This window comes from Fictibacillus nanhaiensis (assembly GCF_036213205.1).
Taxonomy (GTDB): Bacteria; Bacillota; Bacilli; order Bacillales; family Fictibacillaceae; genus Fictibacillus; species Fictibacillus nanhaiensis_E.
On record NZ_JARMFC010000001.1, the window covers coordinates 433,545 to 447,579 of the forward strand.

16 protein-coding genes are annotated in these 14,035 nt (G+C 40.9%); 2 read left to right on the top strand and 14 right to left on the bottom strand.

Annotation, left to right across the window (positions count from 1 at the left end; translation table 11 throughout):
• Nucleotides 1-71 precede the first annotated feature (71 nt).
• The 4 genes from P4V41_RS02155 to cspD all read right to left on the bottom strand — a co-directional run bounded on the left by P4V41_RS02155 (nt 72) and on the right by cspD (nt 3,644).
• Nucleotides 72-1,094, bottom strand: coding sequence for a sugar-binding transcriptional regulator (locus tag P4V41_RS02155; protein WP_328083206.1), 1,023 nt, complete (start codon nt 1,092-1,094; stop codon nt 72-74).
• Nucleotides 1,095-1,378: 284 nt separating this feature from the next.
• Nucleotides 1,379-1,624 (bottom strand): glutaredoxin family protein, encoded by a 246-nt coding sequence (locus tag P4V41_RS02160; RefSeq protein WP_328083207.1) that lies wholly within the window; start codon nt 1,622-1,624, stop codon nt 1,379-1,381.
• A 268-nt stretch (nt 1,625-1,892) separates the two neighbouring features.
• The gene (gene rpoN, locus P4V41_RS02165) at nt 1,893-3,218 is read right to left on the bottom strand and encodes an RNA polymerase factor sigma-54 (RefSeq protein ID WP_328083208.1); all 1,326 of its coding nucleotides are present in this window, start codon (nt 3,216-3,218) and stop codon (nt 1,893-1,895) included.
• A 225-nt stretch (nt 3,219-3,443) separates the two neighbouring features.
• Nucleotides 3,444-3,644, bottom strand: coding sequence for a cold-shock protein CspD (gene cspD, locus P4V41_RS02170; RefSeq protein WP_066245685.1), 201 nt, complete (start codon nt 3,642-3,644; stop codon nt 3,444-3,446).
• A 335-nt stretch (nt 3,645-3,979) separates the two neighbouring features.
• Here cspD and yvfG point away from each other — a divergent pair, with 335 nt between their 5' ends.
• Together yvfG and clpP are read left to right on the top strand one after the other, a co-directional pair.
• A complete protein-coding gene (gene yvfG / locus P4V41_RS02175; protein ID WP_066245683.1) occupies nt 3,980-4,195 on the top strand; it encodes a protein YvfG in 216 nt (71 codons plus the stop codon).
• 217 nt (nt 4,196-4,412) lie between these two features.
• Nucleotides 4,413-5,015 carry an ATP-dependent Clp endopeptidase proteolytic subunit ClpP gene (gene clpP, locus P4V41_RS02180; protein WP_137791692.1) on the top strand — a complete coding sequence of 201 codons (603 nt, stop codon included), beginning with the start codon at nt 4,413-4,415 and terminating at the stop codon, nt 5,013-5,015.
• Between the two features lie 53 nt (nt 5,016-5,068).
• On the opposite strand, the gene P4V41_RS02185 is transcribed toward clpP, so the two are convergent.
• The 10 genes from P4V41_RS02185 to P4V41_RS02230 all read right to left on the bottom strand — a co-directional run bounded on the left by P4V41_RS02185 (nt 5,069) and on the right by P4V41_RS02230 (nt 14,031).
• Complete coding sequence (locus tag P4V41_RS02185; RefSeq protein WP_328083209.1) at nt 5,069-6,046, bottom strand: zinc-binding dehydrogenase; 978 nt, start codon at nt 6,044-6,046, stop codon at nt 5,069-5,071.
• A 147-nt stretch (nt 6,047-6,193) separates the two neighbouring features.
• Entirely contained in the window at nt 6,194-7,726 is a 1,533-nt protein-coding gene (trpE, locus tag P4V41_RS02190) for an anthranilate synthase component I (RefSeq protein ID WP_328083210.1), read from the bottom strand.
• Nucleotides 7,727-8,004: 278 nt separating this feature from the next.
• On the bottom strand, nt 8,005-8,304 hold the full coding sequence (locus P4V41_RS02195) for a hypothetical protein (protein ID WP_328083211.1): 300 nt from the start codon (nt 8,302-8,304) through the stop codon (nt 8,005-8,007).
• 141 nt (nt 8,305-8,445) lie between these two features.
• Nucleotides 8,446-8,703, bottom strand: a complete 258-nt coding sequence (locus P4V41_RS02200; protein WP_328083212.1) for an HPr family phosphocarrier protein — start codon at nt 8,701-8,703, stop codon at nt 8,446-8,448.
• Between the two features lie 40 nt (nt 8,704-8,743).
• Nucleotides 8,744-9,685 (bottom strand): DNA-binding protein WhiA, encoded by a 942-nt coding sequence (gene whiA, locus P4V41_RS02205; protein ID WP_191752265.1) that lies wholly within the window; start codon nt 9,683-9,685, stop codon nt 8,744-8,746.
• Nucleotides 9,686-9,725: 40 nt separating this feature from the next.
• Nucleotides 9,726-10,676, bottom strand: coding sequence for a YvcK family protein (locus tag P4V41_RS02210; protein WP_328083213.1), 951 nt, complete (start codon nt 10,674-10,676; stop codon nt 9,726-9,728).
• Nucleotides 10,677-11,552, bottom strand: coding sequence for an RNase adapter RapZ (rapZ, locus tag P4V41_RS02215; protein WP_197129333.1), 876 nt, complete (start codon nt 11,550-11,552; stop codon nt 10,677-10,679). It abuts the gene before it with no gap.
• Nucleotides 11,553-11,603: 51 nt separating this feature from the next.
• Nucleotides 11,604-12,062 (bottom strand): 8-oxo-dGTP diphosphatase, encoded by a 459-nt coding sequence (locus tag P4V41_RS02220; RefSeq protein ID WP_328083214.1) that lies wholly within the window; start codon nt 12,060-12,062, stop codon nt 11,604-11,606.
• 565 nt (nt 12,063-12,627) lie between these two features.
• A complete protein-coding gene (gene trxB, locus P4V41_RS02225) occupies nt 12,628-13,584 on the bottom strand; it encodes a thioredoxin-disulfide reductase (RefSeq protein WP_328083215.1) in 957 nt (318 codons plus the stop codon).
• A gap of 84 nt (nt 13,585-13,668) precedes the next feature.
• Entirely contained in the window at nt 13,669-14,031 is a 363-nt protein-coding gene (locus tag P4V41_RS02230; RefSeq protein WP_328083216.1) for a hypothetical protein, read from the bottom strand.
• Nucleotides 14,032-14,035 lie beyond the last annotated feature (4 nt).

Below are 14,035 nucleotides of genomic sequence, written 5' to 3' on the forward strand. Positions count from 1 at the left end.
CTCCTTGATTTAAGAGAGAATTTATTTTTTATATAAAGGGAAATCCCCTTAATAACGAATTGAAAATGAACTTATGAGTGACCCAATAATTGCCGGGCAGCTCCTTCGTCCGTGATTAAAACCTTTTTCGGTCCGTGTTTCATGAATGCTGCGATCGCATCGGATTTAGATGATCCGCCTGCTACAGCCATGATGAAATCACTATTCTGCAGCTCATCTAGCTGCAGGCCAATCGTGCGTACGCGGTGAACCACTTCACCCTGCTGATCAAAGTAATAGCCGAATGCTTCTGCAACAGCTTTTTCTTTCTCCAGCTTTTGCAAAACGGATAGGTTAGAGTTTCGACGTACTGCCATTGTTTTAGCATCGCCAATCCCGTGAAGCACTATACCAGCGGAGTGTATGAGCTCCATGACTTCTTTAACTCCAGGCTCAGCCATCAAAGAAAGATACGTTTCTTTACTTAACTGATCTGGTAGATGAAGCAGCCTGTATTCCCCGTTCGCTTTTTGAGCCATCGTGGAACAAATGGTGTTCGCTTGGTTTTCAACCTTTTCACCAAGTCCGCCTCGGGCAGGAACGAACAATAGCTGTTGTCCTTTTTGTATAGGTGACATCATCTCTGCTACTGAAGCGAGCGTTGTTCCACCCGTTACAGCAATGATGTTCTTCGCTGACAGCTGACGTTTCAATCGATCTGCTGCAGCCTTACCCATATCATTTTTTACCCACATATCTTGATCACTGTCACCTGGTACTATGATGACTTCTGACAGATTTAACATTTCCTTAAGTTTTGATTCTAAAACATGCAAACCCGACAATTCTTTCATCATCTCAGAAAGTTCTAGTAAAATATCGTGCCCCTCTGATGTTAATGACATCCCAGCGGTCTGAATGTTTAGAAGTCCTTGATCTTTTAGGAAAGAAACCTCTGATCGAAGTACGCGTTCTGTCAGGTTCAAGGTTGATGCTAAACTTCTTCTTCCAATAGGTTCATGGATTCTTACCACGTTTAAAACGTTGTATCGCTTTCGCATCGTTTCTAGAAGATCTGGCAGCAACTTCTTTTGTATCTCTATAAGTTTTTTCATTGCACTTTTCTCCTGATTCAATGAGATGAACGATTAATGCTTTTTTGGAACTTAAATGCATGCCCTGGTGGACTTTTCGTGTCCCGGTTAGTCATTTTTTGTCCCAGCAGCTTAAGAAAATAACTTGGTTTGACCCAAGTCCCAATATTACCTATTGTAGCTTACCCTGAAAGTGATCTTTTAAAACGTGCCAGACTTCACTTTTTGTCATAAAAGTGTCAGATTTCTCTCTGGCAAGTTTATATTATCAAATAGTCTCACTACATTTCAACAACTTTTACTTATTAAAAATTAGTAAGCGCTTTCTTTACTTTACCTTCCGATATCATTCCGTAGTCGATTTCTTTCCCTTCGACTTCAATAACAGGAATCATCAGACCGTATTTTTCAAGAAGGATATCATCTTTATAGATGTCGATCGACTCTATTGAAAACGGTATCTCCTGCTGCAGCTTCTGTAATAGTTTATGTGCTTTATCACAAAGTGGACAATGTATTTTCGTATAAAGTATGACTTTTTTTTCACCCATTTAAATTGCTCCTTCGTTTTTTATTAGGTTGTTTTGTATGCGTTGTTGCTTTTGATAGTTGTTGATTATTAAAAGTTGTTGATTTCCGCTCCATGTTGCTAGCTTTCCACGGGGCAGTCGGTGAGCCACAGTCGCACGTTTCCGTATAAGTGCCTCATCTGTCTAGTGACAGCGGCTAGCCCATAGAGGTCAAAAGTCAAAGAAGTAGCTTTAAAAGCAACAACCTTCAAACAAAAAGGACTTCTCCGTGAAGGAAAAGACCTTATATTTAAGAGGAATACCGTTTCCGTTTTGAAGAAGATGGTATGTTTAATTCTTCCCGATATTTCGCGACCGTCCTTCGGGAAATTGTGACACCGCTGTTCTTTTCTAAGAGAGAGGCAAGTATTTGGTCGGATAAAGGTTTGGTTTTATCTTCGCTTTCTACTAGTTTCTTAATCTCCAATTTGGCGGAAGTTGCCGAAACGCTTCCTCCATCTTGCGTAAAGATTTTAGCTGTAAAAAAAGATTTTAGATCTACTGCGCCTTTTGATGTTTGAAGTACTTTGTTTTTCACAGCACGACTTACCGTTGATTCGTGTACACCAATTTCGTCTGCTACTTCTTTTAAGGTGAGCGGTATTAGATCCGATCGGTTGAATGTTAGAAAATATTTCTCTTGCACTCTGACGATTTCTTTCGTTATGTTAAGTAACGTCTCTTTTCTTTGATCAAGCGCTTTTTTTAACCAATTGAACTTTTGGAATGATTCATCTAGAAATTTCGATGTTGCGTTCTTTCCATTTAGAAGTGTGCCATAGCTCTCGTTCAGCTTTAACATCGGTGAATATTGCTCGTTAACCGCAATGTGAAACATTCCGTTCTCTTCGGTTACAGAGACATCTGGATATAAATATGCTTGATCGCTAACAGGAGCGTATGCTGAGCCTGGTCTAGGATCAAGTGTTTGAAGAAAATCTGCTGCTGCTTCTACTTCATGTGGTGTTACGTTTAGGTGAGATGCTAACCATTTCATCTTACGCTCTGCAAGCTGGTCTAAATACCGATCTACGATTATGTAGCTTAACGTATGGTCGAGATGCTGTTCTCGGAGCTGCAGCAAAAGACACTCCCTGAGATCTCGAGCACCGATTCCAACAGGCTCTAACGTTTGAAGGTGAAAGATAAGCTCCTCACATTTTTCGACTGTTGTTTGAAACCGATGTGCCGTATCCTCAGCAGAGACGGTAAGGTATCCGCTCTCGTCTATACTTAACAGCAAGTATTGAAATATTCTTTGATCCTGCTCTTTAATCGGCAAAAGGATCGATTGTTTATAAAGATAATCATACAATGTTTCTTTCTCTATGATAAGATGCTCGAGTGGCTGCTGTGCATCAGAACGGCCATTGACTCCATTTTTCCGTACGCTTTGCTTCAAAGTCGTAAACATGCCCTTAGGTTCTGAAATTTCAATAAGCGGGTTTTCTAACGCCTGCTCTTGAAGATATGAAGTCAGTTCATAACTGGGAACTTGTAAGATGGCAATGGCCTGACGCAATTCAGTTGTCATGACAAGGTTCATGCTCTGTTGTTGAAACAAACCCATTTCCATTTTAGATCCCCCCTATTCCTTCATCATACTACAGATGTAAGCGCTGTACATCCTACAAAATCTGGGGTCTGACCCCACACAAATACAAATTCTTCAAATTTGTATTTGTGAGAAAGACATCTAGTTCTTTGCTGATCGTAGATTACAACGACTTCTCAAGCTCTCAAGACAACAAAAAAATGCCAGCACCGCCTAAAAGGCAGTCTGGCATTCTAAACTTTATTATTAAAGTTTTGTTACGTTAGCAGCTTGTGGTCCACGCTCGCCATCAACGATTTCGAAAGATACTTCTTGTCCTTCTTCAAGAGACTTGAAGCCTTCTGATTGAATCGCAGAAAAGTGAACGAATACGTCGTTTCCGCCTTCAACTTCGATGAAGCCGAAACCTTTCTCAGCGTTGAACCATTTTACTTTACCATTTTGCATGGGTGTTTCCTCCTTACAAACGCTATGTAAGCGTTTTAACTCTTTTAACCGAATTACTATGTAAATAAAAATGCATAAAAAAATACGCACTCATCTGAATAATCAGAAGCGGATTTTAAGTGTTCCACTTCTTATTCAAAAAGTACGACCGCTTTAAATCCAAAAAATATTCACAACGTAAATGGTTGAATTAACTATAACATGGGAAAATCCAATTGTCAAAACAAGGGATAGAAATTTTATTATACTTTTGCTTAAACATTAAGATAGGCTATGATAGATAGAGAACACAAACCTTTCAGAATTGGTTTTACGAATGAAGGAGGAACAACCGAGTGAGCGAAGCATTTTCAGTACCTTATTTTAAAGAGAACTTTCAGCAATACATAGAACGCAACAAAGATGTTTTTACGAAAACACATGCGATGAATGCCTACTACCGTTCGATCGTCGGCACACTTATAAATGATAACCTTAACAAAAACAGTGAGATCGTGCGTCGCATACGTAACCTAGAAACAGCTTATATCGAGATTAAAAACGAAAACTAGGCTTATTTTTCTCGATTAAGGGTATTGTTTTCTAATCTAGAGGTTTAAAATCCTGCTTATAGCGGGCATTATGATGGTAGCCCATACATAAGGTGTAAGAAGGATATTGAGCATTGCTGGCGAAATGAATTACATACAGCATATCGTTTGACCTTGTTTGACCTTTTTTGTATGATGACAGTACAGTTTAACTTGAAAAAGGAGAAGGAGGATTTCCATGAACTTAATTCCAACAGTAATTGAACAAACGAACCGTGGGGAGCGCGCATACGATATTTACTCCCGTCTATTAAAAGACCGTATTATTATGCTTGGTAGTGCGATCGACGATAATGTTTCAAACTCAATCGTAGCACAACTTCTATTCTTAGCTGCTGAAGATCCTGATAAAGACATCTCGTTATACATAAACAGCCCAGGTGGTTCCATCACAGCTGGTATGGCGATCTACGACACGATGAACTTCATCAAGCCTCACGTTTCTACAATCTGTATCGGTATGGCTGCATCTATGGGTGCATTCTTACTTGCTGCAGGGGAAAAAGGAAAGCGTTATGTACTTCCTAACTCTGAAGTTATGATTCACCAACCTCTTGGAGGAACACGTGGTCAAGCGAGTGATATCGAAATTCACGCTCGTCGTATCATTCAAATGCGTGAACAATTGAACAAAATCTTATCTGAAAAAACAGGTCAACCGCTTGAAGTTATCGAGCGCGATACAGACCGTGATAATTTCTTGCTTGCAGAAGATGCGGTTAAATACGGATTGGTTGATAAACTGATCACATCTGTAGACAGCACAGATATTAAAAAGTAATAAGGAAATGAAAAACAGGACTGCGGGATATGCAGTCCTGTTTTTTTTATGTGCTATATAACAGCAACGATTTTTCCTTTAACGTGTCTCTCAGAAAGTTTGATGAGTCCAGCTGGTATTTCTTCAAGTGTGATTTTCTCAGAAATCATAGCAGAAATCTTTCCTTCTACGACAAGCTGGGCTAATTCTTCATTCATTGTCGCTAAATCTTTTTGAGCTTTTAATGAATTTGAGAAATGAGCAGCACCTAACGCGATTTCATGGAAAGAGAGAGCCTGACTGAACGGTTTAACAGCAGAATAATCTGGGTTTCCTGCAATAAAGGCTATACGACCATTAAATGCGACGCTCTTTAAAGATTCTGTAGCATTCTCGCGGCTAACCGTGTCAAGGACAGCATCTACTCCAACTTCGTCTGTAAGTTCCATCACGCGTGCATGAACGTCTTCTGATTTATAAAAAATGACGTGATCTGCTCCCAGACTTTTTACATATTCCTCATTTTCAGGTGAACACGTTGTAAGGATGCTTGCCCCGATCTGTTTCGCTAACTGGATAGCAAATCCGCCTACTCCACCAGCTCCACCGTGAATCAAGATCGTCTCACCTTTTTGAAGGTTCATTTTTCTAAAAAGTGCTTGGTATGCTGTCATCCCTGCACAAGGAAGAGCCGCAGCTTCTTCAAATGTTAGCTCATCAGGAATTCTAGCCAAAGAATGAGCCGTTGTTACAGCATACTCAGCAAACCCGCCATTTTTCGTGAAATTTCCGTGATAAAAAACTCGATCTCCCTGTTTGAATTCTGAAACGCCTTCACCTGTTTCATCAACAATGCCCGCTGCATCAACACCAAGGATGTGTGGGTAATTCCAGGCTGGGTTTCCGTTTGTAGCAGTTTTGTAGTCTACAGGATTAAGGCCAGCTGCCTTAATTTTGATCAAGACTTCACCTGGTCCTGGTGAAGGTTTTTCCGTTTCCTGAACTTTCATCTCACGCCACATATTTTTATCTTCAAGCATTAAAGCTTTCATCTATACTCGCCCCTTTAAGTTGGTAATTTAAAAGAATATAAGGGACAGTATATCCATTTTCAGCTTCTGATAATAGCAATCTGCTCAGACGATAAGACGATGATTGCTTGAGGTTTGATGACTTGATTACTCATGTCGTGAGTGTCTTCACCGAATAGACAAAACGGGAGTTTGTATTTGTCTGGGGTCTGTCCCCCCCTCGATTGCTTTCAACATAGCTTTTGCTTTGTTGACCGTTTCCTCGTATTCTCGCTCAGGAACAGAATCCGCAACGACTCCAGCACCTGCTTGCACATAGGCTTTTCCATCCTGAAATACGATGGTTCGAATCGCAATGCAAGAATCCATCTGGCCGTTAAATCCTAAGTACCCGATGGCTCCACCGTAAACGCCTCGTGATTGTTGCTCTAGTTCAGATATGATTTGCATGGCTCTGACCTTTGGCGCGCCTGACACGGTTCCAGCCGGCATGCAGGAGCGAAGCGCATCGAAGAAATCCTTATCTTTCTGCAACTTTCCTTTCACGTGTGACACCATATGCATAACATGTGAATAACGCTCGATCTCCATATATGAATCTAGTTCAACAGTTCCGTATTCACTGACTCTTCCTACATCGTTTCTTCCTAGATCAACAAGCATGACATGCTCTGCTCTTTCTTTTTCATCAGCAAGTAAGTCTTCTTCAAAAGCTATATCCTCTTGAAGCGTCTTTCCTCTTGGACGGGTGCCCGCGATCGGTCGGTTCTCCACACATCCATCATCCACTTTTACAAGAAGCTCAGGAGACGCACCAACGATATAGGCATCCTTAGATTTGTAAAAATACATATATGGTGAAGGATTCATCGAGCGTAGGAGTCGATACACATCGAACGGATCCGCTTCGGTTTCTTGCTCGAATCGCTGTGATAAAACAACCTGAAAAACATCACCAGTTTTAATATATTCCTTCGCTTGCTTCACCATCGAGCAAAATTCTTCTTTTGTATGTGAAGAACGAACCTCATTTTTTCTCATTTCCGTTAAAGGAAATTCAGTCTGAACAGCTTTCATTTTTGTCGGCTGCTGCAGCTCGTCATACGTTTTACGAATTCTGTTGCACACTTGTTCATATTTTTGGTGTAAGGTTTTTTCGCTATCATCGGGAGAAACGTGCAGATTGCACACAATCGTTGTTTTTTGCTTAAGATGGTCGAATACGATAACCTCATCTGTGAACAAAAATTCCATTTCGTTTTCTTGTTCAGATGGAGATTTTGGTCTTGGCACATTTTCAAACGTATGAATCAGATCATAGCCGAAAAAACCAACAGCACCTCCTGTGAACGGAGGAAGAGAAGAGTGTTTAGGAGATTTGTATCGTGAAACATACTCTTTCACGATATCTAACGGAGAACCTTGCTTTTGTATACTTTGCTTTTCATTTATAAACGTGATGTCTACGGTCTTCCCTGATGAAGATACTACCAGAAAAGGCTTCCTGCCAATATACGAATACCTCGCCCAACGCTCTCCCCCTTCAACACTTTCAAGCAAAAAAGCATGTTCTTCATGACGTACTCTCTCAAACTGAGAGATGCATGTTTCATGGTCGGATAGGTAAGTAAAACCGATCGGTATCACATTAAAGTTTTCTTTTGATAGAGAAAAGACTTCCTCTATATTTGGTATAAACATGTTCATTTCACCTCTTTCAAAAAATAAAAAAACCTCTCGCTTGTTACAGCGGAGGCTGATGTTTGCATCATAAATAAACTAAGAAAGAGGTTTAATCGGAGGATTAAAATACTCTCAACTCAGCTCAAACTATGCTCTCTTTTCTCCACTCATCTCAACTCTTACTATTCTCCTGATTAGTGATTAATATATAGGGTTAGCTCTTTTCTGTCAACTGTCAATTAAGGAGAGAGATCTGTTTTGAAGTGAGCTATTTGATGTAGTTTCTATAGCGTTATTTATCGATAAAACGAATGCCGTATCACCCATACCCAGCAAACGCTAAAAAATAAGATTAGGCTGAATATGATTGTAATCATAAAGGCGAGCCCCAGAAACAGCCCTGAACTTGCTGGACTTAACAGCGAAAATCCTGCCAATGCCAAAGGATATAGAAAAATAAAGATCAACATCAAAACCCAAAAGATTAAACGCGCTGTACTTCTTCGAGGTTTAATAAGATAAAGGGTCAGAAGGATATTTACAATCGTTAATCCAGCGGCAAACGACCAGTCATGCATGAAACTTGTATGATGCAAAATAATCGCCTCCCTTTTCCTCTTTAATAGTATATAGAGAGAACGATGTTGGCCAACCCTGTAAAATTTAAAAAACCGCTAATTCGTCCTTTCCACATGGACAGATTAGCGGTTTTGTAATTGTGTGGGGTCTGACCCCCATTATTCTGCTTTGGAAACAAAAGCAGTTAGGGCTTCGATTGCTTCGTTCTCATCAGGGCCATTGACAGCTAGTACTAATTCACTGCCAGATCCTACGGCTAAACTCATGATCCCCATAATGCTCTTTGCATTTACTTTCTTGCCTTCCTTTTCAACGAATACATCTGATGTATAACGGTTTGCTTCTTGGACGAACAATGCCGCTGGGCGAGCTTGCAGTCCGCTCTTCAACTGCACGGTTACTTTCTTTTCAACCATTCTACCTTACCTCCTCTAACCTTATCTCTCTATAAAAACATCAATGGATGGGTTGACCGTTCCTAATCTTCGTCGCGATTTCATCAATTTTACGTAATCGGTGGTTAACACCTGATTTACTAACAGGGCCGGATGATACCATCTCGCCAAGCTCTTTGAGGGTAATTTCTTGATGTGTGACTCTCAGTTGCGCAATTTCGCGTAGCTTATCTGGAAGTGTTTCAAGTCCTACCTGTTCGTCAATAAATTTAATGTTCTCGACCTGTCTCATAGCAGCGCCTACTGTTTTGTTGAGGTTCGCTGTCTCACAGTTTACAAGTCGGTTCACTGAGTTGCGCATATCTTTTAAGATTCTAATATCTTCAAAAAATAATACCGCGTGATGAGCGCCGATTAGTGTCAGGAACTCTGAAATCTTTTCGCCATCTTTTAAATAGATAATATAACCTTTTTTTCGTTCTAGAACTTTTGCTTTAAGTTCAAATTTGTTCATCAGTTCAGCTAATGCAACCGTATGCTCTTCATACATAGAGAATATCTCTAGATGATAGCTTGTCTCTGGGTGGTTTACAGACCCACCTGCTAAGAACGCCCCTCTCATGTATGCACGGCGGCAGCAGCTCTTCTTATTAAATTCCTCTGCAATGTTACGGGTAAACGTAAAAGCTCCGTCAATAATCTTCAAATCTTCCAACAATGCTCTTGATTCTTCTGAAACACGTACAATGTAGACATTATTCTTTTTCAAGCGCATCTTTTTTCGTACTAATAGCTCTACGTGATAAGGATATACACGTTTGATCAACGTATAGATTCTTCTTGCAATAGCAGCATTTTCAGTCGGGATATCGAGAATCAATTTTCTGTTGCTGAAAGAGATGGAACCATTCATTCGAATTAAGGCAGCTAACTCTGCTTTTTTACAGCAATCCTTCAGTTCGAGCTGCGTTAATTCTTTTTTTGTATCTGCAGCAAAAGACACCTGCATCACCACCTCTCTTCTATCCATTTCAATCCGTATTCTATTTTTCAATAAGTCCTAACAACAAGTCAGAAACACGCTGTGCATCATGTCTCACAAGCGTTCCGTACTGAATGATGTTGTCGCACAACAAACCGATGCCGAACGACTTTAACCGTTCCTCATCAAAGGTAACTTGCGAAGCACCTTCTTCTAAGTACAAATCCAAGTATTCTGAAGGAATCTTTTCATTGTTCGCGATGACAACATCGATAAAGTTGTGGCCCACATGATCAATCAACGCCTGAATGTGATCACCAGCCGTGTAACCCGTAGTCTCACCAGGTTGAGTCATAACATTACACACATAAACTCTAGGAGCCGTTGCCTCACGGATGCTTGTAGAGATTCCGTTCACAAGAAGATTCGGCAAGATACTCGTATACAAACTACCTGGTCCGATCACGATCAAATCCGCTTCTTGAATCGCTTTCACACTTTCACGAAGAGGCTCGATCTTTTCATCAGATAAAAAGACTCGCTTGATTTTCTTATTCGACAGCGGGATCTTAGATTCCCCCTGAACAATCGTCCCATCTTCTAACTCGGCACATAAAATAATGCTGTTTTTCGCTGCAGGTAGTACTTGTCCTCTTACGTTTAAGACGCGGCTAAGTTCCCGAATTCCTGTTAAAAAATCTCCAGTAATATCATGCATGGCAGCAAGAAGCAAGTTTCCAAGCGAATGACCTGTAATTCCGTCTCCAACTTTAAACCTATGCTGAAACATTTTTTCTACAAGCGGTTCCACTTCAGAAAGGGCGGCGATCACGTTTCTCACATCCCCTGGAGGAGGCATATCATAATCCCTCCTCAACCTTCCAGAGCTACCGCCGTCATCTGCAACCGTAACGATAGCAGTGATATCAACTGGATAGCGCTTTAAACCGCGGAGAAGAACAGAAAGACCTGTTCCTCCGCCAAGCACTACCACTTTCGGCTGCTTATTCATTTAAACTTTATCCTTTCCCATATCTCTGTGAGAGCTGAATGTCACATATTCTTTGGAAAGTGCATTTCCGATGTATTCAGCTAGAGCTACAGAACGATGTTTTCCGCCTGTACATCCGATCCCGATGATCAGCTGACTCTTGCCTTCTCTTTTATATTGAGGAATCATGAACTGAAGAAGATCGAGCAGCTTTTCTAAAAACATGTTCGTTTCCGGCCACTTTAATACATACTCTGAAATATCTGCTTCAAGCCCTGTTCGCGGTCTCATATGTTCGATGTAATGTGGATTCGGTAGGAAGCGAACATCGAACACTAAATCAGCGTCGATCGGCATCCCATACTTAAAACCGAATGACATCACGTTAATCGTGAACGGGTGAGCGGCATTTGCTGAAAAGCGCTGAATGATACGTTCACGTAACTGAAGGGGCTTTAAGTCAGAAGTATCTAATACTTGCTGAGCTCTTCCTTTTAATTCTTCAAGCATCTCACGCTCTTGCGTAATGCCTTGAAGCGGGTTTCCACTCTTAGCCAAAGGATGAGAGCGGCGCGTTTCTTTGTATCTGCGTACAAGTGTTGCATCCTTACAGTCTAAATATAAAATCTGCGGCTGAACGTCTGATGAGAGAGCAAGTTGATCGAGTGTCGAAAACAACTGATCAAAAAACTCACGGCCACGAAGGTCCATAACAAGTGCCACCTTGTTCAGCTTGCCAGCAGATTCTTGCATTAATTCTACAAATTTAGGGAGTAGTGCAGGTGGTAGATTATCTACACAGAAAAAGCCTAAATCTTCAAAGCTCTGCATGGCCACCGTCTTTCCGGCCCCTGACATTCCTGTAATAATCACCATTTGTACATCATGTCTTTCCATGCCATTTCCCCCCAGTTAGCTATGTTCCATTTTTATGCGACCCATCTCCACTTATGCTGGGTCTAAACGATAAGAAAGCAGTTCAAAATCAGGTGTATACGTAAACGTGCCAAATATCATGTTGCTGCCATTCGTCATATAGTCAAGAATATGATGGTCTCCTGGCGCCATCGGAAGTTCACGTACTACTTCAACCGGCTTCCACGAAAGGATTCCTTCTTCACATTCGTCTAATGCCACACCTTCTGATTCTGTTGCAAAAAAGGTAAACATCATCCACTCTGAAACGATTTTGTCGCCTTCTTTGATAATAAAATTAAAGACACCTTTAAGCTGCGGATTTTTCAGATAGATTCCCGTTTCTTCACGGTACTCTCGAATAACAGAATCACGGATTGATTCGGTAGACTCCATCTTTCCGCCCGGTGCTACCCACCAGCCCCGTCTAGGCTTTTGAAGTAAAAGCACTTGATTATCTCTTATTAACACACAGTTTGTTACTCTTTGCACTTGTTTTCACCTCAGGGCTATGTCCTACTTTTTAGTATACTAAATTATGTAACCCCTCACAATACAGAGGCCTCAAGGGTTTGACGTATTTTAGCATTCTAATTTATGGTATTTTGCTTTTCTTATTATGTGAAAAAGGAACCTATTAAATTAAAGGAATTATTTCAATACGGGTAATACCTTTGTGACATTTAACTGAGAAGCTTTTGAGCAAAATACTCCGTTCACTATGATTGCTTGTTTAAAACGAGATCTTTAAACTAAAAGCTAGCTTTAAGGCAATACCTCTTCTTTGGCAAAGTTGATTGGAGCGCAAGGTGTGAGACTCCTGCGGGACAGGCGGGCAGGTGAGACATTTAAGAGTGAAACGAACAAATGTGGCTCACCGCCTGCCCCGCGGAAAGCGAAACACCTTGAGCGGAAATCAACCACTTCTTCGCATAAATTAACTCATAAAAAAGGACACGAAGCATAGCTTCGTGCCAAAGTCTTGCCTTTATAAAAAGGGGGTCAATTTCTTATTTTTATAATACCCCACAATTATTTCATCACTGTTACAATCACATTAATTGGAAGTTACGTTTTTTAATTTCTCCGTTAAACTCTCCACGTAATGCTGAGCAGCTTGTGCCGCAATACTTCCATCACCTGTAGCCGTAACGATTTGACGAAGAGTTTTTTCACGAATATCTCCTGCTGCAAAGATACCAGGAATTCTTGTCTCCATCTGTTCGTTCGTTTCTACATAGCCATTTTCGTTCGTGATGCCAAGATCTTTAAAGGCAGCGTTAAGTGGCAGCATCCCGATATAGATGAACACACCTTCTGCTGAGAAGTCTTGTTCTTCTCCGGTTTCAGAATGAACTAACGTCACCTTGTTCACTTTGTTGTTTTCACCGTGAACCTCTTTAACAGAGTGGTTCCAGATAAAATCAATCTTATCATTATCGAACGCACGCTGTTGAAGAATCTTTTGTGCACGAAGTTTGTCACGTCTATGAACGATTGTTACTTTAGAAGCGAATCGAGTCAGGTACACACCTTCTTCAACGGCAGAATCACCACCGCCGACAACGACTAATTCACGGTTCTTAAAGAATGCACCATCACAAACAGCACAATATGAAACACCACGCCCAGAGAATTCTTTTTCTCCTGGAATGCCTAGCTTCTTATACTCAGCACCCGTTGAGATGATGATCGAACGCGCTTTGTACGTTTTGCTGCCTGCATGGATTGTTTTGTACTCTTCACCATCGATGATTTCTTTTACATCGCCATAAGCGTATTCAGCACCGAACTTTTTTGCGTGCTCAAACATTTTGTTTGATAGTTCTGGTCCAAGAATGTGATCAAAACCAGGATAGTTTTCTACATCTTCCGTATTAGCCATCTGTCCGCCCGGGATACCTCGTTCGATCATGATCGTATCCAAGTTCGCGCGTGATGTATAAACCGCTGCAGTCATACCAGCTGGTCCTGCACCAAGAATAGCTACATCATAAATTCTTTCTTCAGTCATTAATGCCCACTCCTTATATAAGGAAATTCTTATTTACTATATCTCTATCCTATTCCCACATAGGAGTAAAGTCCATCATTCTGCTCAAACGTTGCGATTTACCCAACCAATCAGTTTTTTTATGCGTAACGACAATACAGAAACTGTGATCTCATACTGCTCAGCAACACTCTTTTGGGTAGAACGTCCTTTTTGCTTACGAGCTAAGTGATCGATTGCAGCAGCAACTGCCTTTTGGTTATCAAAGATTCGTTCGCCTGTTGTTTCCGCAAACTTAATAGCTTCTGCCCAATAAAACAATACATGCTCATCAAGCACAGAACCCATTTCTTTTATAGAAAGAAGAACATCTAGCGCCATACTAATGATTCCAGATGGTGTGCTCACTTCCACACGAGCATCATCATGTGCAAGATCTACAGCTTTTTCAGGCTGATGTTCCAGCATGATT

Coding starts and splice junctions, on each gene's coding strand:
- P4V41_RS02160 (WP_328083207.1), bottom strand. CDS start 1,624: ATGGGTGAAAAAAAAGTCATACTTTATACGAAAATACATTGTCCACTT.
- trpE (WP_328083210.1), bottom strand. CDS start 7,726: ATGTTTATACCAAATATAGAGGAAGTCTTTTCTCTATCAAAAGAAAAC.
- P4V41_RS02230 (WP_328083216.1), bottom strand. CDS start 14,031: ATGCTGGAACATCAGCCTGAAAAAGCTGTAGATCTTGCACATGATGAT.
- P4V41_RS02200 (WP_328083212.1), bottom strand. CDS start 8,703: ATGGTTGAAAAGAAAGTAACCGTGCAGTTGAAGAGCGGACTGCAAGCT.
- P4V41_RS02155 (WP_328083206.1), bottom strand. CDS start 1,094: ATGAAAAAACTTATAGAGATACAAAAGAAGTTGCTGCCAGATCTTCTA.
- P4V41_RS02210 (WP_328083213.1), bottom strand. CDS start 10,676: ATGAATAAGCAGCCGAAAGTGGTAGTGCTTGGCGGAGGAACAGGTCTT.
- trxB (WP_328083215.1), bottom strand. CDS start 13,584: ATGACTGAAGAAAGAATTTATGATGTAGCTATTCTTGGTGCAGGACCA.
- cspD (WP_066245685.1), bottom strand. CDS start 3,644: ATGCAAAATGGTAAAGTAAAATGGTTCAACGCTGAGAAAGGTTTCGGC.
- P4V41_RS02185 (WP_328083209.1), bottom strand. CDS start 6,046: ATGAAAGCTTTAATGCTTGAAGATAAAAATATGTGGCGTGAGATGAAA.
- rpoN (WP_328083208.1), bottom strand. CDS start 3,218: ATGGAAATGGGTTTGTTTCAACAACAGAGCATGAACCTTGTCATGACA.
- clpP (WP_137791692.1), top strand. CDS start 4,413: ATGAACTTAATTCCAACAGTAATTGAACAAACGAACCGTGGGGAGCGC.
- rapZ (WP_197129333.1), bottom strand. CDS start 11,552: ATGGAAAGACATGATGTACAAATGGTGATTATTACAGGAATGTCAGGG.